Annotated in this window: 13 protein-coding genes and 1 tRNA gene; 6 read left to right on the forward strand and 8 right to left on the reverse strand. The window is 49.5% G+C overall.

Annotation, left to right across the window (positions count from 1 at the left end; genetic code table 11):
- Positions 1-286: 286 nt before the first annotated feature.
- A complete protein-coding gene (locus DUE52_RS24455) occupies positions 287-2,005 on the reverse strand; it encodes a GMC oxidoreductase (RefSeq protein ID WP_114408702.1) in 1,719 nt (572 codons plus the stop codon).
- A gap of 13 nt (positions 2,006-2,018) precedes the next feature.
- A complete protein-coding gene (locus DUE52_RS24460; protein ID WP_114408703.1) occupies positions 2,019-2,540 on the reverse strand; it encodes a gluconate 2-dehydrogenase subunit 3 family protein in 522 nt (173 codons plus the stop codon).
- A gap of 347 nt (positions 2,541-2,887) precedes the next feature.
- Between DUE52_RS24460 and DUE52_RS24465 the strand changes: the two genes are divergently transcribed.
- Entirely contained in the window at positions 2,888-3,742 is an 855-nt protein-coding gene (locus DUE52_RS24465; protein WP_229312292.1) for an outer membrane beta-barrel protein, read from the forward strand.
- A 90-nt stretch (positions 3,743-3,832) separates the two neighbouring features.
- On the opposite strand, the gene DUE52_RS24470 is transcribed toward DUE52_RS24465, so the two are convergent.
- On the reverse strand, positions 3,833-6,304 hold the full coding sequence (locus DUE52_RS24470) for an ABC transporter permease (RefSeq protein WP_114408705.1): 2,472 nt from the start codon (positions 6,302-6,304) through the stop codon (positions 3,833-3,835).
- 27 nt (positions 6,305-6,331) lie between these two features.
- On the opposite strand from DUE52_RS24470, the gene DUE52_RS32510 reads away from it, so the two are divergent.
- Entirely contained in the window at positions 6,332-6,622 is a 291-nt protein-coding gene (locus DUE52_RS32510) for a hypothetical protein (protein WP_165841023.1), read from the forward strand.
- 227 nt (positions 6,623-6,849) lie between these two features.
- Positions 6,850-7,833, forward strand: coding sequence for a glycoside hydrolase family 43 protein (locus DUE52_RS24480; protein WP_114408707.1), 984 nt, complete (start codon positions 6,850-6,852; stop codon positions 7,831-7,833).
- A gap of 58 nt (positions 7,834-7,891) precedes the next feature.
- Here the strand turns inward: DUE52_RS24480 and DUE52_RS24485 are convergent, their stop codons facing one another.
- From DUE52_RS24485 to DUE52_RS24510, 5 genes are all read right to left on the reverse strand, one after another.
- A complete protein-coding gene (locus DUE52_RS24485; RefSeq protein WP_114408708.1) occupies positions 7,892-8,332 on the reverse strand; it encodes a hypothetical protein in 441 nt (146 codons plus the stop codon).
- Positions 8,333-8,438: 106 nt separating this feature from the next.
- Positions 8,439-9,341 (reverse strand): helix-turn-helix domain-containing protein, encoded by a 903-nt coding sequence (locus DUE52_RS24490; protein ID WP_114408709.1) that lies wholly within the window; start codon positions 9,339-9,341, stop codon positions 8,439-8,441.
- Between the two features lie 40 nt (positions 9,342-9,381).
- Complete coding sequence (locus DUE52_RS24495) at positions 9,382-10,719, reverse strand: MFS transporter (RefSeq protein WP_222930320.1); 1,338 nt, start codon at positions 10,717-10,719, stop codon at positions 9,382-9,384.
- A gap of 35 nt (positions 10,720-10,754) precedes the next feature.
- The gene (locus DUE52_RS24500; RefSeq protein ID WP_114408710.1) at positions 10,755-13,154 is read right to left on the reverse strand and encodes a TonB-dependent receptor; all 2,400 of its coding nucleotides are present in this window, start codon (positions 13,152-13,154) and stop codon (positions 10,755-10,757) included.
- A 610-nt stretch (positions 13,155-13,764) separates the two neighbouring features.
- Positions 13,765-13,837 (reverse strand) — tRNA-Phe (locus DUE52_RS24510).
- Positions 13,838-13,902: 65 nt separating this feature from the next.
- Here DUE52_RS24510 and DUE52_RS24515 point away from each other — a divergent pair.
- The 3 genes from DUE52_RS24515 (at position 13,903) to DUE52_RS24525 (ending at position 17,454) form a co-directional block, all read left to right on the forward strand.
- Positions 13,903-15,243: a 4Fe-4S dicluster domain-containing protein gene (locus tag DUE52_RS24515; protein WP_114408712.1), complete on the forward strand. Its 1,341-nt coding sequence runs from the start codon at positions 13,903-13,905 to the stop codon at positions 15,241-15,243.
- Positions 15,244-15,372: 129 nt separating this feature from the next.
- The gene (locus tag DUE52_RS24520) at positions 15,373-16,647 is read left to right on the forward strand and encodes a hypothetical protein (protein ID WP_114408713.1); all 1,275 of its coding nucleotides are present in this window, start codon (positions 15,373-15,375) and stop codon (positions 16,645-16,647) included.
- Between the two features lie 6 nt (positions 16,648-16,653).
- Positions 16,654-17,454 carry a (Fe-S)-binding protein gene (locus DUE52_RS24525; RefSeq protein WP_114408714.1) on the forward strand — a complete coding sequence of 267 codons (801 nt, stop codon included), beginning with the start codon at positions 16,654-16,656 and terminating at the stop codon, positions 17,452-17,454.
- The last annotated feature ends 2 nt before the right edge of the window (positions 17,455-17,456 follow it).

The following is a 17,456-nucleotide window of genomic DNA, read 5'->3' on the forward strand; positions in this document are numbered from 1 at the left end:
GCCTTCGTCTGTTGCATCCCTACGGGAGGATCTACTGATTGCGGGGGTGGTTGTTTCTACCGACGCCTTCGTCTGTTGTATCCCTACGGGATGATAAATGATGGGAATGTTTTTTTTCTACAGACGCCTTTGGCTGTTGTATCCCTACGGGATGATTTACTGATTGCGGTGGTTTTTTATCGATGTCTTTAGTTATGTGTCTCTATAGGATATTTAAATGCTTGTTCAAACATTTAAAATTCTAAAAAAAAGGTGGTAGACTAACTGTTCCCTACCACCCATTTCCCTACAAATTCCCCTTCTTCAACTCACTCACCGCATGATTGGCTGCCCGAGCCGTGATGGCCATGAAGGTCAACGACGGGTTTTGGGTGGAGGTAGAGGTCATGCAGGCGCCGTCGGTGACGAAGACGTTCTTGCAGGTGTGAAACTGGTTCCACTTGTTGAGCAGCGACGTTTTTGGGTCTTTGCCCATCCGCACACCGCCCATTTCGTGAATGTCGAGGCCGGGGGCTTTGTCGGGTTTGTCGTGGGTCTGGATGTTGGTGAAACCGGCCAGCGTCAGCATTTCGGACATTTGCTCGTGGAAATCCCGGATCATCTTTTCGTCGTTGTCGTCGTAACCTACCGACACCCGCAGTTGCGGAATGCCCCAGGCGTCTTTCAACTCCGAATCGAGTGCCACAAAACTTTCTTCTTTGGGAATGGTCTCGCCCATCATGTGCGAGCCGACGCGCCAGTTGCCGTATTTCCGGTTGAACAAACCTGCCTTCAGTTCTTCACCGATGCCAGCGGTGTCGTTGCTGGTAATCCGGCTGCCGCTGAAACCGGCGGCATAGCCCCGCAGAAAGTCGGTTTCCTGCTTGAAGACGTTGCGGAAACGCGGAATGTAGCTGCCATTGGGCCGGATACCGTCGGTGGTTTTGTCGAGCAAGCCTTCGTATTCTGCCGAGATGGTTGTTCGGAAATTGTGGAAAGCCATGTATTTGCCCAGCAAACCGTTGTCATTCCCCAAACCGTTCGGAAACCGGCTGGATTTGGAATTCAGCAGAATCAGGTTGGAGTTCAGACAAGCTGCGTTGACGAAGATGATTTTGGCAAAATACTCCGTCTCCTGTTTGGTGTTGGCATCGATCACGCGCACGCCCGTCGCCTTGTTCTTCTTGCCGTCAACCAGAATCGAATGGACCACTGAATCGGGTCGGAGCGTCATTTTGCCGGTTTTGGCGGCCCAGGGCAGCGTCGACGAGTTGCTGCTGAAATACCCGCCGAAAGGACAGCCCCGCTGGCAAAGATTCCGGTTCTGACACTGTCCGCGTCCCTGCTTCAGGTGAATTTCCTTGGGCTGGGTCAGGTGCGCACACCGGCCGATGATGATGGGTCGCGCGCCTTTGTAATGCGTTGCCATCTGATCGGTGAAGTGTTTTTCCACGCACGACTGCTCGTGGGGAGGGAGGAATTCGCCGTCCGGCAATTGCGCCAGACCGTCTTTGTTGCCGGCCACCCCAATAAACCGCTCTACGTGGCTGTACCAGGGCGCAATGTCGGCATAGCTGATGGGCCATTCCACCGCAAAACCGTCGCGGGCGGGACCTTCGAAATCATATTGCGACCAGCGTTGGGTACCGCGCGCCCACATCAGCGACTTCCCGCCGACCTGATAGCCCCGAATCCAGTCGAACGGTTTTTCCTGAACATAAGGGTGTTCGGCGTCTTTGACAAAAAAATGGGCCGCGTCTTCGTTGAAGGCATAGCAGCGGCTGGCAATCGGATTGGCATCTTTCAGCGCCTTCGGAATCTGTCCTGCGTGTTCAAATTCCCACGGATTCATCATCGTGGTGGGGTAGTCGGTCACGTGTTTGACGTCGCGGCCGCGTTCCAGCACCAGCGTGCGCAGGCCTTTGTCGCACAGTTCTTTAGCCGCCCAGCCGCCACTGATGCCGGAGCCGATGACAATGGCATCGTAGGTGCGGTCTTTTACCGAATCGATATTGAAGTATGACATAGGAGAGGAAGGGTCAGTTGTTGATAAGGTCTACGCAGCCGTGATAAAAACCGGGTGCCATGACGTATTTCCGGACGTTGACGAGGTAATATTCCGAGTTGGTATACCCCCGGATGGTCAGGCCTTTGATCAGATTGGTGAATTGTTGCGTTTCCGGTTCGACTGCCGCGCTGAGTTGCCGCAGGAGGTCGGTGCGTTGGGTGGCGTCGCAGGCCGTAAACGGTTTGCTGTAGGTCTGCTGGGCAAACTGGTCGGTTTTGGCCAGTCCGGTTTTCAAGAGTTCCTGCGCCGGTTGATCGTAACAATCATTGATCATGCGCATGACGAACTGATGCACTTTCAGGGATTTGGCGCCGGGCGTGGTGGTTTCGGGAATGAACGTCTCGACCAGTTCGGCCAGCATCGTTTCTTCGGCGCGGGAGGCAAACGTGGTCTGACCAACGGTTTCGGGCGTCCAGCCGGTAGCCCAGGCGGGTAGCGTCACCAGACTCCCCGTTGCCATCATCAGGCTTTTTAAGGCGGTACGTCGTTTCATGAAGTATGGGTTTATGCAACAAAAGTATTAAACCTTTTCGGGAATCAGAACTGCGCCGGATTTTCTGATACCGGCTTTGTCTTTGGGGCCGAATACCGGTGCTCTATTTAATAAAAAGAACGTTTGGCCCGGCAAAGCGAGTGTCTTGTACAAATTTTACCCTGTAATTTTTTTTACCAAAACAATGTTATAATTTGTAAGTTGTTGATTATGTGGGTATTAATGTGGTTTGCTTATCCGGATTTGCGGGTTAAAGTGTAGGTAGAAAAACATTGTTGATGCGAACACGGTTTAATTAGGCGCAATGAATATTGCACCTACTATTAATCAACGTTATCCAAACCGTTATGAAAGCACAATTCACATTAATGGCAAGCTGCCTTTTGGGGGCGCAACTGGCGATTGGTCAGAACACTACCAACACGACGTCTACAACGAGCACATCGACCTATAGCGCACCGGCAACCGACACGACCCGGGCAACCGGTACGACCTATTCTACGACGCCAAGCACCGTGTCGACGGATAATAATGCAACGCAGACAACCGGTACGACCTACTCAACGACTCCCGCTGCGAACAGTGCCAATACCGTGACCACGACCACGACGACCACTTCATCGACGGACGACCAGATGAGTCGCAACAACCGGAATAAGGCGGACAGACCGGCGGGGAAAGATGGTAAATTCGGAATCTATGCGGGGGTGAACTTTTCCCGTTTTATGAACGAACCCATTCCCTCTGACGCCTACCGGGTTGGTTGGCAGGCCGGCCTTTACGGTCGTACGGGCGGAACGGTTTTTGGACAAATTGGCCTTGAATACCGGAATTCAACCACCGATTTGATCCGGACGGGTCAAGGCACCACGCCGGGATCGGTTTCCGGTGAAATTCGTGGCAAAATTGACCAGCATTTTCTGGCAATTCCGGCCTATGTCGGTCTGCGAATTGGCAGCGCACTGGGCTTGCGGGTTCAGGCAGGGGCTGAACTGTCTTCGCTGGTGGCCATTGGCGACAACAATTTTCAATTGGAGAAAGACGATCTGAATCGCACGATTCTGAACGGTCTGCTGGGAGCGGGTATCAATCTGGGCCCTTTGACACTGGATGCGGTGTATAACCACGGTTTTCAGAATGTGTTCGATGATGCCGATGCCAAGCGCCGGACGTTTGCTGTTAACCTCGGTTTCCGCTTTTAAGTAACCGAGCAACTTTTTTCTGTAACCTAAAGTGTGCCGAAAGGGACGCTTTAGGTTATTTTTTTGTAGGGGAGGATCGTGGGTTTTCTTTTATTCACTCCTCAGAACTTTCGCCGGATTACGCCTTGCCGCCGTCATCGTCTGTGATCCGATCATGATGAAGGCAATCAGTAAAACCGCCAGCAAGCCAACGAATAGCTCGACGATTTGCACGGGGGTGTGATACGGGAAATTGGTGAGTACGACGTTTTCGAAGAAAAAGTACGTTACGGGCAGCGCAATGAGAGCCGATATGGACAGCAATAGGAGAAAACCACGGCTCAATAAGTAGATCAGGTTGCCGGAAGTGGCGCCCATCACTTTGCGGATGCTGATCTCTTTCAGCCTGGTTTCGGTTGTATAGGCCACCATCCCGAACAATCCCATTGATGCGATCGAAATGGCGAGGAATGAAAGGAAACCGATGATTTTGATCAGGATGGAAAATTCGCTGTAGGCATCTTCTATGGCTTCGTCATAGAATTCAGCCTGAAAAGGATGAACCCGATCGAACTTCTTCCAGGCGGCTTCGATTCTGGCCCTGGTCGCCAGCAGGTCCGTGCTTTGTATTTTAACATTAATGACCGCCCGGTCTTCAGGTGTCCAGGGCATGAAGGCCACCGGTCCGACGAGGTTGTCGACCTTGCCGTAGTGAAAATCTTTCATCACGCCAACAATGTTCATCCTGCGTCCATGCAATTTGAAACGGGTAAATGTGATCTCCTTCCCGATTGCTTTCTCGGGGTCGTTGTTACCAATGTTAAATCTTTTTAGCAGTTGCTGGTTCACGATCACCTCCGTGACGGCTTCGGCTGTAGTGGGTCGGGCTTTAAAATTTCCCCCGGCAATGAGCTTGTATTCATGCAGCGACAAGTAGTTTTCGTCGACGTGGTTGGTCATGATCAAGGCGGAGTCACGCGAATCGTTGTATTTCATAAAACCGCCCCAGGCATTCCCAACGCTGGTAATGATTAACGACCGGGACACTGCGGTTACTTCCGGCATCTCGCTCAGTTCCTTCAGAAACCCATCGGGTTTGTTCCCCTGCATCGTAATGTTCAGGATGTTTTCCGTGTTGAATCCCAGGTCGAATGCCAGTATATTTTTATACTGCACATAGCCAACGGCGGTTGTTGTGATAAAGATCAGGGTGAGTGTGTATTGAATCACCACCAAAGCGCGTCGACCGAGCGCGGCCCCCAGTGTGACGTGTTTCAATAGTTTCACCGAGGCTACATTCCTGAGCGCATTGATCGCGCTGACTTTTGAAAAGAATAGGGCGGGCATGAAACCGGCAATCACACCAACGGTAACCGAAAAGACAATAAAAGCCACGATCATCGAAGGAGTAAGCTCAAGTTTTACCGTGGCCTGCATCTCCGGAGCCAGATTGATCAGCAGCGGCCGCAATACGAGAAAAATAAAGAACGAAAGAAGAAGGGCTGCCAGGGAGATCAGGATCGCTTCTACCAGAAACTGTTGCCATACCTGGCTCTTTCCGGCACCGATCGCTTTGCGAATACCTACTTCTTTAAAGCGTCGCATGGCTCGTGCCATCGAGAGGTTGGTGTAGTTGAAACACGCCGACAGGATCACCACGAGAGCCAGCCCGCCGAGTATCCAAAGCACAACCGGAGGCATGTGAGGGCCTAGGGAGCCAGGCCCTCCTTCGGAGCGACTGAGCGACTCTCCGACCACAATCTGGTATAAAGGAAGCAACTCGAGTTGAATCGTTGTCTTTTTTTCGGCGCGGTTTTCCTCCTTTGCGAGGGCGTCGAGCTGCGACTGGATGGAAGCGGGGTCGGCCGTTGGAGCCAGCCGGAGGTATACGTAGTTCGACGACATGTTTGTCCAGTTGTAGAAGCTGTCGTTGTGCCTGTTGAGCTGCTCGGCCGTCGACAGCGATACCAAGGCTTCGAAGTTGATGTGCGAAAAAAAGGGAACGTCCTTCATGACACCGGTCACCTGGTAATCGAGTGTATCGAATCGGATGGCTTTGCCAAGCGCCGATTGGTTGCCGAATAACTTTTTGGCTGCCGTCTCCGTCAGAACGATCGAGTAAGGATTTTTCAGCGCCGTTTCGGGATTGCCTTCCAGCATCGGAAATGTAAAGACTTTGAACAGTGACGGATCTGCCCAGAAGCCCTTGATGGGAACAATCGCGGAGCCAATCTTCGCGTCCTGCGAAAAGTCGTTGCGCACAATCGCCACTTCGTCGATGCCGGTCACTTTCTGCCGGATCAGCTTTCCGGTTTTTATGGATGTGGTTGCAAACTTGTCGCCCGGCCGCGAACGGTCGGGCCGCGATCGGCTTTGTTCACGGTTTTCAGTGAGTACGCTGGTGATGCGATAGATTCTTTCCCCGTTTTTATGGAACCGGTCGTACGAATGCAGGTCGAGCACGAACGCAATCAGCAATAATCCGACGGACATACTGATGGCCAGGCCAACCATATTGATGAACGAGAAGAGCTTGTTGCGCATTAGGCCGCGTCCCGATGTTTTGAGGTAGCTTCCGATCATGATCCGGTTGATAAAAAGGTTAATAGATTGGGGTCTTTGTGTTGTTTAGGCATTGAATTCAATGCCCGGTTTTCATCTTTTCAGGCGTTATTCCGCGATGCAATCATTTCCTGTGGCAAGCATACGAAAGTAGTTGAAGCCGAATGGAAAAATGATGTAAACCAAGCCAAAAATGGGATGAACGCTTGGATGGAAATCCCGACTTTGTCTAACGGGGAAAGCCTTGAAAAGAAGAAGAACGTTGCTGAAAACGGAACCGCCAATAGACAATCCTGGCAGGTTTTTTCGGTCGTATTTCAGCGGGAAATCTTTCAGTAACAGCATCTTCCGTCCAGGTCCTTCCAACTTGGCTGGCCATGTTTCGGCAAGTGAGCCTGATCGTTGAACGTTTTGATAGCCGTCATTCTCTGGATGATGACCGGCTAATCTGTCTGGAGGATTTTTGCTCCTGCGATCGAGGACATTAACTGACGGTTAGATAGGTCATGTCAACTGCTTTTAGAGGTACAACTTTGTTTAATCGATAAAAAATTATAACCTGAAAAATGAAATCAATTCTGATTTATTCAATCCTTTTATTCTCGGCATTGCACGCATCAGCACAGGCAAAGCGAGAGATTTTTTTTGCCGATGTAACCATGTATGTTGAGGGAGACAAATATTACCTTACCGGGTCTAAAGGTGGGAGCGGTGGGCCGCAGGGATTTGCCTTTTTAGAGTCAAAGGATCTCAAAACATGGGCAGTACCTGCCAGGTCAAACGATTCGCTGGGTATGATCCTGACCAAAGGCGACCACACCTTCGGCACCAGGGGCTTCTGGGCACCACAAATCCTCAAAGAGAAGGGCACGTATTATCTTACCTATACGGCCGATGAGCAAACCGCAGTGGCAGAGTCAAAATCGTTATTGGGCCCCTACAGACAGAAAGAAGTTGGGCCGATTGATGGGTCTGAGAAAAATATCGATTCCTATATTTTCAAGGATACCGATGGTAAACATTACCTCTACTGTGTCCGTTTCGATAAAGGCAATTACCTGTATGTCGCCGAGTTTGATATGAAAACCGGCAAGATAAATCCCCAAACCCTGAAACGATGTTTTGACCAAACGGAGCCCTGGGAGGCAACGCCCAATTATAAATCAGCACCCATTATGGAGGGTCCAACCGTTCTAAAATTGAAAAATAAATATTACCTGTTTTATTCGGCCAACCATTTCCAGAACATCGATTATGCCATTGGCTATGCCGTGGCCGATTCTCCCTACGGGCCCTGGGTAAAATATAAGAACAACCCCATCGTGCATCGCTCTATCGTTGGCGAGAATGGATCTGGCCATGGTGACCTGTTTGAAGGGATAGACAAGCAATTGTATTATGTATACCACATTCACAACTCATCCGACAAAGTAAGCCCGCGCAGAACCCGCATCGTGCCGGTCGTAAAACAATGGGCCAAAAAAGCCGGAGTTTATACGTTTAGTGTAAAAGGGAACGAGGTAATTGTACCTGTACTGGCCGAAAAATAAGGGGCTTTTCTGTCGCTTCGACCAGCCATCGCAAGAAAGAAATGGGATTTATCACGGATTAACTCGCGGATCTATAATGCTCTAAAATTCTCTTTTTGATTCTTTTAATCTCGGAGATTAATTTTTCTTTATTTGAGTAATTGTATTCCGGAAATAACAAATGATAAATAGTTTTTAAACTGTCAGATGGATAATGTCCTGATTGTATTTTTTTACTTTTTGTTGTTTCGGCTAGAACGTCTTGGAATATCCATTCCTGTCTTAAATCAAGAAATGTATTTTGGATAATAGCACCATCCTCATTGCCAATCGCTTCCTTAGTTAAATTTAATAACAGCGCATCAATTTTCTTTAAATTCTCGTAATATTTTTTTTCCTGCACACCATCTGTTTTAATAAATTCTTTTTTAGGGCTCTCCGTTTGGTGTTTAAATACTGTATACAAGTATACAATCATCAATGTAGACAGTAAAGCAATATATTGCTTTGGGAATTTCATAGATTTATACGTCTGCTACACGTTATACTTACGCACACAGCAAGAACAAAGTGTCGGAAATAAAAAAGGCTGGACTGATAAAACAGAATACCAAAGGGTAGGATAATTAATTAAAGGAATCTCTGAATTCCAACGGAGAGCGTTTGGTTTTTGCCTTGAACAGTTTACTAAATGATTGCAAATGCTCGAAGCCTAGTTCGTAGGCAATATCGCTAACGGATTGGTCGGTTAATGATAATTTTTCTTTTGCTTTATCAATTAACTTTTCATGAATGTGTTGCTGGGTTGTCAGGCCTGTAAGCTGTTTCAACATACTGCCTAAGTATTTGCTGGAAATATTCAGATTATCGGAGATGTACTGAACGGTCGGTAAGCCTTTTTGCGCTAAATCATCGCTATTGAAGTAGTCATTAAGCAGCTTCTCCAATCGGTCCAATAGTTGATGATTTGTTATTCTTCTTGTCAGAAATTGACGTTGGTAAAAGCGTTCTGCATAATTCAGAAACGTTTCAAGATGCGAGATAATAATATCATGACTAAATTTGTCAATATTTGAATTACACTCTAGCTTGATGTTTTCTCCTATTGCATGAATGATCGATTCTTCCTTTTCTGAAAGAAACAAAGCTTCATTTACAGCGTACCCAAAATAGTCATACTTCTTTATTTTTTTTGCAAGCGGGGTGCCCCAAAAAAAGTCGGGGTGTACCAACAAAATCCAACCTGTGGGCTTATTATCGGGTTCGTGCTCCTGGCCACTTATGATCTGGTTGGGTGCAACGAAAGACATCACCCCGCCATCAAAATCGTATTTCTGTTGCCCATAGGCTAACGTATCGCAGTTTCTCTTTACGGAGATCATATAGAAATCGAGAACCGCACTAATATTCGGCGTACTTTTGAGTTCGCTGGTTTCTACAATGCTGATGAGCGGATGTAGGGGTGGCGGCAATTCCCGCATTTTATGAGCCTGGGATATTGAACTGACTCTTATCAGGGGTTTATTCATCTTTTTAAAGATTAAAATTAAAAGGGATATTTCAGCCGGATCAATGCCAACTATGATATACTGCTAACCGCCTGCTTACTACGAAACAGGCAGCAGCCGTAAACAGAATGAAAACAGGTGCTACCAGCAGGCCTGCTTGTAAACCATTCTCAACCCCTGTTGCTGTTGCTGCGTCACTGATCATGCCAACTAAAAGCGGGGATAAGGTTGCTGAAAACAGCCCTGAACCCAACATCAATAACCCTGAAGCCAGGGCTTGTTTTCCGGGCCCCGCAACCAGATGCCCGGCTCCAAAACCGTATGGCAACAGGAATGCGAATGAAAACATGCCGGGCACAAACAGGGCAATAGACATCCAGCTTACCGGTGCGAACAGTCCCGCCAGGGTCGTTATGGCTGACAGGCCGAAAACAATGGCAGGCGGGTTCAGCAACGTAAGGCTCCCACGGTTTACAGCCCTATCAAACAGCCTGCCTCCGAGGAGTGTCCCGGCAATACCCATTAATCCCTGCAGGAGCCCGAACGAAATACCGACTTCGCTCGCCGTCAGCCCATGCGTTCGGATCAAAAAGGGAGCGGCAAATGTGTAAAAAGGAGCGGATGCGAATCCCAGGAGATTCGTGGCGATGAAGAGCCAAAAGAATGCCGGTTTTGACAACAAAGTGCGGGCCGATCTAAAAAAGTCTTCACCTGCATCGCGCTTTATCACGTTATTCTTTTCGGTAAAAAGTAGAACCAGAATCACCACCAACCCACCGAAAGTGCCTGCCCCAAAAAGCGCATTGCGCCAGCCAACGTTGTCGCTTGCCCATCCGCCCAGGGCGAATCCCAACATCGTCCCCAAAGGAATCCCCATAGCGTATAATCCGATGGCACGCCCATGGAGTTGTTCCGGAATTTTGTGGACGATCAGGGCGTGGCTGGCAGGAGTTCCTCCGGCTTCCCCAAGGGCTACCCCAATCCGAGAAAGCGCCAGAGCCGCAAATCCGGTTGCTAAACCGCCTAAACCGGTCATGGCACTCCAAATAAGGATACAGCCTACCAAAACCTGCTTGGCCCAGCCGTGATCAGAAAAACGCGCAAGAGGCAACGACGCGAGTGAATAACAAATCGAAAATGCCATGCCCGTAATGAGTCCAAGCTGGGTATCACTCAGCCCCAAATCCGCTTTGATGGACTCGGCCAGGATAAAGGGTAGAATCCGGTCGATCTGACTGAAAATGCTTACCAGCAACAGCGTTATTAGCAGTAGTGTTCTGCGCCAGCCATAGACCCATTGGCTTTCCGCTGTTGTCAGTGATGTGACTTCATGGCTCATTTTTTTCTGGAATTCCCGGTGTCCAAATTTAAGTAGGGTATCTGGCGCAATTTGGCTCATTTTAGGGCTTATAACAAAACCTGTTTAACGAGCTGTTATAACTCGACCCTTACGCCAAAAGTGGGAAATACACCGAGTCCGACATTCGAAATTCGGCCCGTTTCGGGAACGAATTGCTCGGAGTTGACATTAAACCGGTTGCTGACGTTTACCAAATCGACAAAGGCTGAAAACGTACCCCATGTCCGTTGCACATTGTAATCCGCTCGTAAATCCAAACTGATAAAGTCCGGTAGGCTTGCACCATTTACTGCGGTTATTTCCTGAGAATACCGCATCATATTGGGATCATTCAACACGTTGGAATGAACGATGAATTGGTCCGTTGGGCGACCAGTGCTGTATCGAAACTTTCCGGAAAAAACCCATTTATTACTGGGCTTATAGCTTCCCAACAAACTGATTGTGTGCGGAATATTGAAAATGTAATTGTATTCGCCTAAGCCATTCTGGTCATCTCTTTTACTTTCCATGTAGGAATAGCTTATTTGCCCGTAATAATTTTTGGACAGCCTTTTGGTCAGACTTATATCCGCTCCGTAGGCATAGCCGGTTCCATCGTTGGTTAAATAGCTTTGTGCCCGGTTGGGCTGCACGACCACGTCGTCAAATTGCTTGTGCCAACCTTCGGCCACCAATTTCAAATCGCTTGAAAACTGGATTTTATAGCCAAGAATCGTTTGAATGGAGCGTTCATTTTTAAGTTTGTTAGCCGCACGCTGTCCCGCAACATCCGAGTAAGCCGCATCCTGGTAGTAGATACCGCTGGCAAAATTCAGGCTGTGCCTGTCGTTCAATGCGACGCTGCCGCTCAGTCGTGGCGATAACGTGTGTTGTTGGGTAAAACCGGTATAATCGTAACGCAGACCGGGATTCAGTGTAATTCGTTCCGTAATTCGCCATGACAGCGTGGCATAACCTGATCCGTTAAAGGCCCTGTCATCAAAAGCAGAATTAAAAAGGGAGGGGTCTACGAGTTGATAATAGCGCGCCGGGTTGGTGCTGATGTCTCTGCTGCGGAACGTATACATTGTGTCCGTACGGCTTAAACTTCTTGCATAATCCAAACCGATCACCATCGCATCGATCCCGGCCGTAAGCGTTAGCTTATCGAAACGCCTGGTGTAGATGGAACGGTACCCAAATTCCTGTTGGTTATTTTTGATACGCCTTAAATTCGTTTCGTAGGTGCCATAACCAGGGTCAATGATAACGCCCTCAGGGTCAAGCGATGGATTAAACCGGCCAAAGTTGTTGTCGACAGTCGATGCCCGGTAATAAAGCACATTTTTTAAATAGCTGCTGGTATCGATGAGGGTTCGCAAGTTAAGGCCTACGACCGTTTTGCTATCCCGGTGATTCCAGAGGATGGTACGGCCGCTATTGTCGTCGTTGATATTGATTCCGGCTTCTATATCATCCCTGGTTTTGCTGGTTCTTTCGGGATTATACATGGCAATAACCGAAAGCTTGTTTTTCGCATTGAGTTGTGTGGTGGTTTTCAGGATGTAATCGCCGAAGGAAATGGTTGACGGCGTTTCACCCAAAAGATTGAGCAGCATGGCAAAGTTGTGATATCGGCCAGAAGCAAACACACTTGTTTTTTTGGACACCGGCCCATCAGCAATCAAGGTCGCACCCAGCAAATCAAATTGCCCGCTAAATGACCAGGTTTCCTGATTGCCTTCCTTGACGCCGAGATTCAGGTAGGAGGAGGAGCGCCGTCCGTTTACCGCGTCAAACCCGCCGTTCTGGAACTGCACATTATCAATGATTCGTGGGGCGAAAATGCTGTATCGCCCTCCGTTTGGATCGTTGAACCCCGAGTTGAACCCCTCGGCTTCTAAATGCGAGAGATTAAACATCGGTATGTCGTCAACCAGGTAGATGTTGTCCTGCGTGCCTTGTCCCCGTGCGGCAATGGCCGAAAATTGTGAACCACTGCTGACCACACCCGGCAAGCTGGAAAGCGCCCGCATGATATCACCTTGCGCACCCGGATTCCTGAAAATTTCTTCTCTCGAATAGGAAAAGGCAGAAACCGGGGTGAGCGGGTTGACTTCCCCTTTGAACGCGCTAATGGTGACTTCGTTCAGCGAGGATGCATCTTCCAGCAGCTCGATTTCTGAATAATAGGTTTTATTGGCTATAATGGTTATTTCAGCAATACTTTTTGTTTGAAAACTGATACTTGATATCGTTACAGCGTGTGTACCCGTGGGTATGTTCCGGATTACGAATACGCCGTTTGTATCGGTAGACGCTCCGAGTTGGGTGTTGTCTATGCGTACACTAGCACCTATAATGGGCTGCTTGGTCGACTGCTCTATGATTTTCCCTTTGAATTCGCCGGTTGTCTGGGCAGCGGAAAGCACACTACTCAAACACAGGGCTAGCAAGATAATAAAGCGGTTCGAACTTTTTTTTAATTCCATTTTTCTGCTTTTTGTTGGTAGTGCAAAGTTGCAATAGCTTCAGAAGATGGATTTAGCCGAAAGTCGGAATGTTTTAGCCAAAAGGGAGGATGTTTGAGGGGGGCGGGTTTTGCAAGCCGCCGAAGTTGCTTCATTCACAAGGCTATACGGCCCCGAACGAACAAAGAATCACGGCGAAAATAGGATCTCGCCTTGAAAGTCGAACCGGACTACCGGCCGGAGCAGTGCAGAAAATTCTTGCCAGTAGACTCTACCTATATCGCACGGAGGTTGGGCTTGGAATCTTTACCTGGAGCCGCCATCCGTTTATTTGCTTCAGCAGCTTTTCAGGAAAGATAACTTCCATCGGTCTTTTTATCGCAAAAAAAACTATAAACTTGTCCTGAAAACGTTTAACCCACAGATTGTCATCATAATGACGGAATCTATGTAACTGGCAGAAAGATTGTCCGAAAGAAAAGGTCTTGTAAGGTCATTTTCTTTTATAACTTTTTTTCAAATTGCCGCCATCTAACCTCAAAGAGAAAAAGCTTCAATGGGCACTTCACAATATTGTTTACGAAAAGAAAAAGGCAGTTACAACTTTCGTCATAACTGCCTGATTTTGAAGTGGTGATGGACGGAATCGAACCGCCGACACAAGGATTTTCAGTCCTTTGCTCTACCGACTGAGCTACATCACCAGGTACTGTCGGTAGTAATTTTTGTGGGTGCAAATGTAAGGCTTTTTTCTTTTATACCAAATAGTATGGCAATTCTTCAGCAGATTTTATTTGTAGCCGCCCTGGCAACGGCGGCCTGGTTTCTCATCCGACGCGCTGGACTGATCCGGCGCGCCATCCAACTCGGGCAACTGGAAAACCGCACCGACCGGCCGAATGAGCGGTTTTCCATCATGTTGCGCGTGGCCTTCGGACAGAAAAAAATGATGACTAATCTCACCGTCGGGCTCATGCACTTCGTCATTTATGTCGGCTTCGTCATTGTTAACATCGAGGTACTGGAAATTGTGCTCGACGGCATTCTGGGCACCCATCGGCTTTTTGCGCCCTACACCGGAGCCCTTTATCCGTTTCTGATCAACACCTTCGAAATCCTGGCGCTGGGCGTCTGGATCGTCTGCGTGGTTTTTCTGATCCGGCGGTTTGTGACGAAAGTGCCGCGTTTCCAACCGGAACAACACCGCGAAATGACCCGATGGCCCCGCACCGATGCGGCTCTGATTCTGATTCTTGAAATTCTGCTCATGACGGCTTTCCTGACCTGGAATGCGTCGGATAGTGTTCTGCGCGAACGCGAAGTGGGGCATTATGGCGAGTTGAGTAACGTCGGCACGTTTGTCGTCAGCCAGTTTCTGATGCCGTTGTTTGCCAACTGGAGCGATGCGGCTCTGGTAGCTTTCGAGCGATTTACGTGGTGGTTCCACATTCTGGGCATTCTCTTCTTTGCGGTGTATCTGACCTACTCCAAACACCTGCACATTGTGCTGGCTTTTCCGAACACGTACTTCTCCGACCTGAAACCCAAAGGCGAAATGAAGAACATGGCCGACATCACGAAGGAGGTGCAACTGGCGCTCGGCATTACACAGGCCGATCCGAACGAAACTCCGGCCGAACCGGGGCGGTTTGGTGCCAGAGACGTACGGGATCTGACGTGGAAAAACCTGATGGACGCTTACAGTTGTACGGAATGCGGACGCTGTACAGCCGCCTGTCCGGCCAACATTACCGGCAAAAAACTGTCTCCGCGCAAAATCATGATGGATACCCGCGACCGGCTGGAAGATATTCAGCGCGGCTGGCAGCAAAACGGTCCTGAGCATGACGACGGCAAAACGTTGCTGGGCGATTACATCACCGCCGAAGAAATCAACGCCTGTACGACCTGCCAGGCGTGTGTGCAGGAATGCCCCGTCAACATCAATCCCCTGGACATTATTCTGCAACTCCGGCGGTACAAAATCATGGAAGAGGCTCAGGCTCCGGCTTCGTGGAACGCCATGTTCAGCAACGTCGAAAACAACATGGCGCCGTGGAAATTTTCGCCCGGCGACCGGTTCAACTGGGCCGATCAGGTTAATCAGTAGACCAGGGACACTGCCCGTCGGCTGGATTTTTAGGGAGCCTCTGCGCCATCCTGAAAAAACTGGCTACTTTTACTCCCTAACTAAAATTAGGGAGTAAATAACAACTCCCGGGGTCGTTGCCACTTTTGTATGTCCGTACTTTTTTTGAAGATCGCTATTGCGTTGGCTGGTTCGTTGGTGACGATCGGGGTCGTGCGTTTCCGGAAAACGATTGATCAGGTGAGCATGCGCCAGCAGGGACCGATTCTGCTGACGGTTTTTGTGCTGCTGCGAATCCTCCCGTTTATCGTCGTCTACATGCTGATGGGGCAGAAATCGGGTTCCGACATCCCGGTTTTCTACGATGCCGCCCTCCAGGCCATGCAGGGAAAAGTGGTGTATCGGGATTTCTGGACGCCCTATAGCCCGCTATTTCCGTATGTTACCACGCTTTTGCTGCCTTTCTGGAATAGCCCGAACGCGATTGTGCTGCTGATGATTCTCATGGAAGGCGTGGCCCTCTGGCTGACCTGGCGCGCATACCGAACTGAGATTCGGGGCCTTTTTCTGCGAATGCTGACGTATCTTACGTTGGTCGGCCCGATGGTACTTTGTGTGTTAGGGGGTCAGGAAGACATCTGGATGTGGCTCTTTGGGGCGCTGTCCGTGCTGGTCTGGCAACGCACCAATGACAGTTTATGGATTGGCGTGGTGCTGGCCCTGGCCCTGATATTCACCAAAGCCCTGCCGGTTTTACTGGTTATTCCGCTGCTGTTTCTGGTCGAAAAACCGGTGCGATACATCATCGGATTAGCCATCACCGGTTTGCCCGCGCTGGGAATTCTGGTGGCGCTCGTGGGAACCAAATTCACGACGCCCATGTCGATTGCCGAGCTGCCTTTTGCGCCCAATCTCTGGACGGTGTTGAGTCCGATCACCGGCGATTTCCGGAGCTATTCCAGTCTGTTGCTGTGGGGGGGCGTTGGCTTGACCGTAATAGTCACCACCCTGGGTGCCATGATATTGAAGCAGCGAATGTCGTATGCCAAAGCCTTACCGGTTTTGTGGACCCTGTGTTTTTGCTTTATGATGTTTATCCACAAAAACTCGTTCAGTAATTACGCGTTTATCTTTCTGATGCCCATGCTGCTCAATACCGTCGATCTCAGAAGCCGCCGACAGGTGGCGGTGCTGATCCTGTTCAATGCGCTCGTGGTGATCCAGCCTTCGTACTGGTGGCGGATGGGAAATCCGATTTTCACCCAATGGAGCGATCTAACGTCGATGGCGAACCTGATCGAATACGCCATGGAGTTGACCATTATGGGCTGTCTGGTGTATTTTCTGCACCACCTTTACCAAATGATCAGTCACAATCAATTCCAGCACGCCAATACACCGGCAGAGTTTCCAACAACCCGATAACCAACGATGAACACCGAAACCAACTACCAGGTGCCGACGATGGCCGACCTGGCCGCCAAAGGCGAAACCCCGGAAGTGCTTTTCTGGGTGGGCTGTGCCGGTTCGTTCGACGACCGGTATAAAAAAGTGACCATCGCTTTCGTCAAAATCCTGAACCACGTCGGCATCAAATTCGCCGTTTTGGGAACGGAAGAAACCTGTACGGGCGACCCGGCACGTCGGGCGGGCAACGAGTTTCTGTTTCAGATGCAGGCCGTGGCCAACATTCAGGTGCTGGATGGCTACGGGATCAAAAAAATCGTGACGGCCTGTCCGCATTGCTTCAATACGCTCAAAAATGAATACCCGGAACTGGGCGGTACCTACGAAGTGATCCACCATTCGCAGTTTTTGCAACAACTCATCAACGAAGGCAAAGTGACACTGAAAGGAGGAGGGGCGTTTAAAGGTCGCCGGATTACCTACCACGATTCGTGTTACCTGGGCCGCGCCAATAAAGTCTACGAAGCGCCCCGCGAGGTGTTGCAGGCGCTGGATGCCGATCTGGTGGAAATGAAACGCTCCAGAACGAAAGGGCTGTGTTGCGGAGCCGGAGGTGCGCAGTATTTTAAGGAACCGGAACCCGGCCGGAAAGACATCAACGTGGAACGCACCGAAGAAGCGCTTTCGACCGGTGCCGACACCATTGCCGTGGCCTGCCCGTTCTGTATGACGATGATGACCGACGGCATCAAGAACAAAGACCGGGAGGATTCGGTCAAAGTCTACGACCTCGCGGAACTCGTTGCACAGGCGCAGAGTTTGTAAAG

This window comes from Larkinella punicea (assembly GCF_003334855.1).
Taxonomy (GTDB): domain Bacteria; phylum Bacteroidota; class Bacteroidia; order Cytophagales; family Spirosomataceae; genus Larkinella; species Larkinella punicea.

What these genes read in the sequence shown, in the direction of transcription:
- DUE52_RS24455 (WP_114408702.1), bottom strand. Translation starts at nt 2,005, where the DNA reads ATGTCATACTTCAATATCGATTCGGTAAAAGACCGCACCTACGATGCC.
- DUE52_RS24460 (WP_114408703.1), bottom strand. Translation starts at nt 2,540, where the DNA reads ATGAAACGACGTACCGCCTTAAAAAGCCTGATGATGGCAACGGGGAGT.
- DUE52_RS24465 (WP_229312292.1), top strand. Translation starts at nt 2,888, where the DNA reads ATGAAAGCACAATTCACATTAATGGCAAGCTGCCTTTTGGGGGCGCAA.
- DUE52_RS24470 (WP_114408705.1), bottom strand. Translation starts at nt 6,304, where the DNA reads ATGATCGGAAGCTACCTCAAAACATCGGGACGCGGCCTAATGCGCAAC.
- DUE52_RS24480 (WP_114408707.1), top strand. Translation starts at nt 6,850, where the DNA reads ATGAAATCAATTCTGATTTATTCAATCCTTTTATTCTCGGCATTGCAC.
- DUE52_RS24485 (WP_114408708.1), bottom strand. Translation starts at nt 8,332, where the DNA reads ATGAAATTCCCAAAGCAATATATTGCTTTACTGTCTACATTGATGATT.
- DUE52_RS24490 (WP_114408709.1), bottom strand. Translation starts at nt 9,341, where the DNA reads ATGAATAAACCCCTGATAAGAGTCAGTTCAATATCCCAGGCTCATAAA.
- DUE52_RS24495 (WP_222930320.1), bottom strand. Translation starts at nt 10,719, where the DNA reads ATGAGCCAAATTGCGCCAGATACCCTACTTAAATTTGGACACCGGGAA.
- DUE52_RS24500 (WP_114408710.1), bottom strand. Translation starts at nt 13,154, where the DNA reads ATGGAATTAAAAAAAAGTTCGAACCGCTTTATTATCTTGCTAGCCCTG.
- DUE52_RS24515 (WP_114408712.1), top strand. Translation starts at nt 13,903, where the DNA reads ATGGCAATTCTTCAGCAGATTTTATTTGTAGCCGCCCTGGCAACGGCG.
- DUE52_RS24520 (WP_114408713.1), top strand. Translation starts at nt 15,373, where the DNA reads ATGTCCGTACTTTTTTTGAAGATCGCTATTGCGTTGGCTGGTTCGTTG.
- DUE52_RS24525 (WP_114408714.1), top strand. Translation starts at nt 16,654, where the DNA reads ATGAACACCGAAACCAACTACCAGGTGCCGACGATGGCCGACCTGGCC.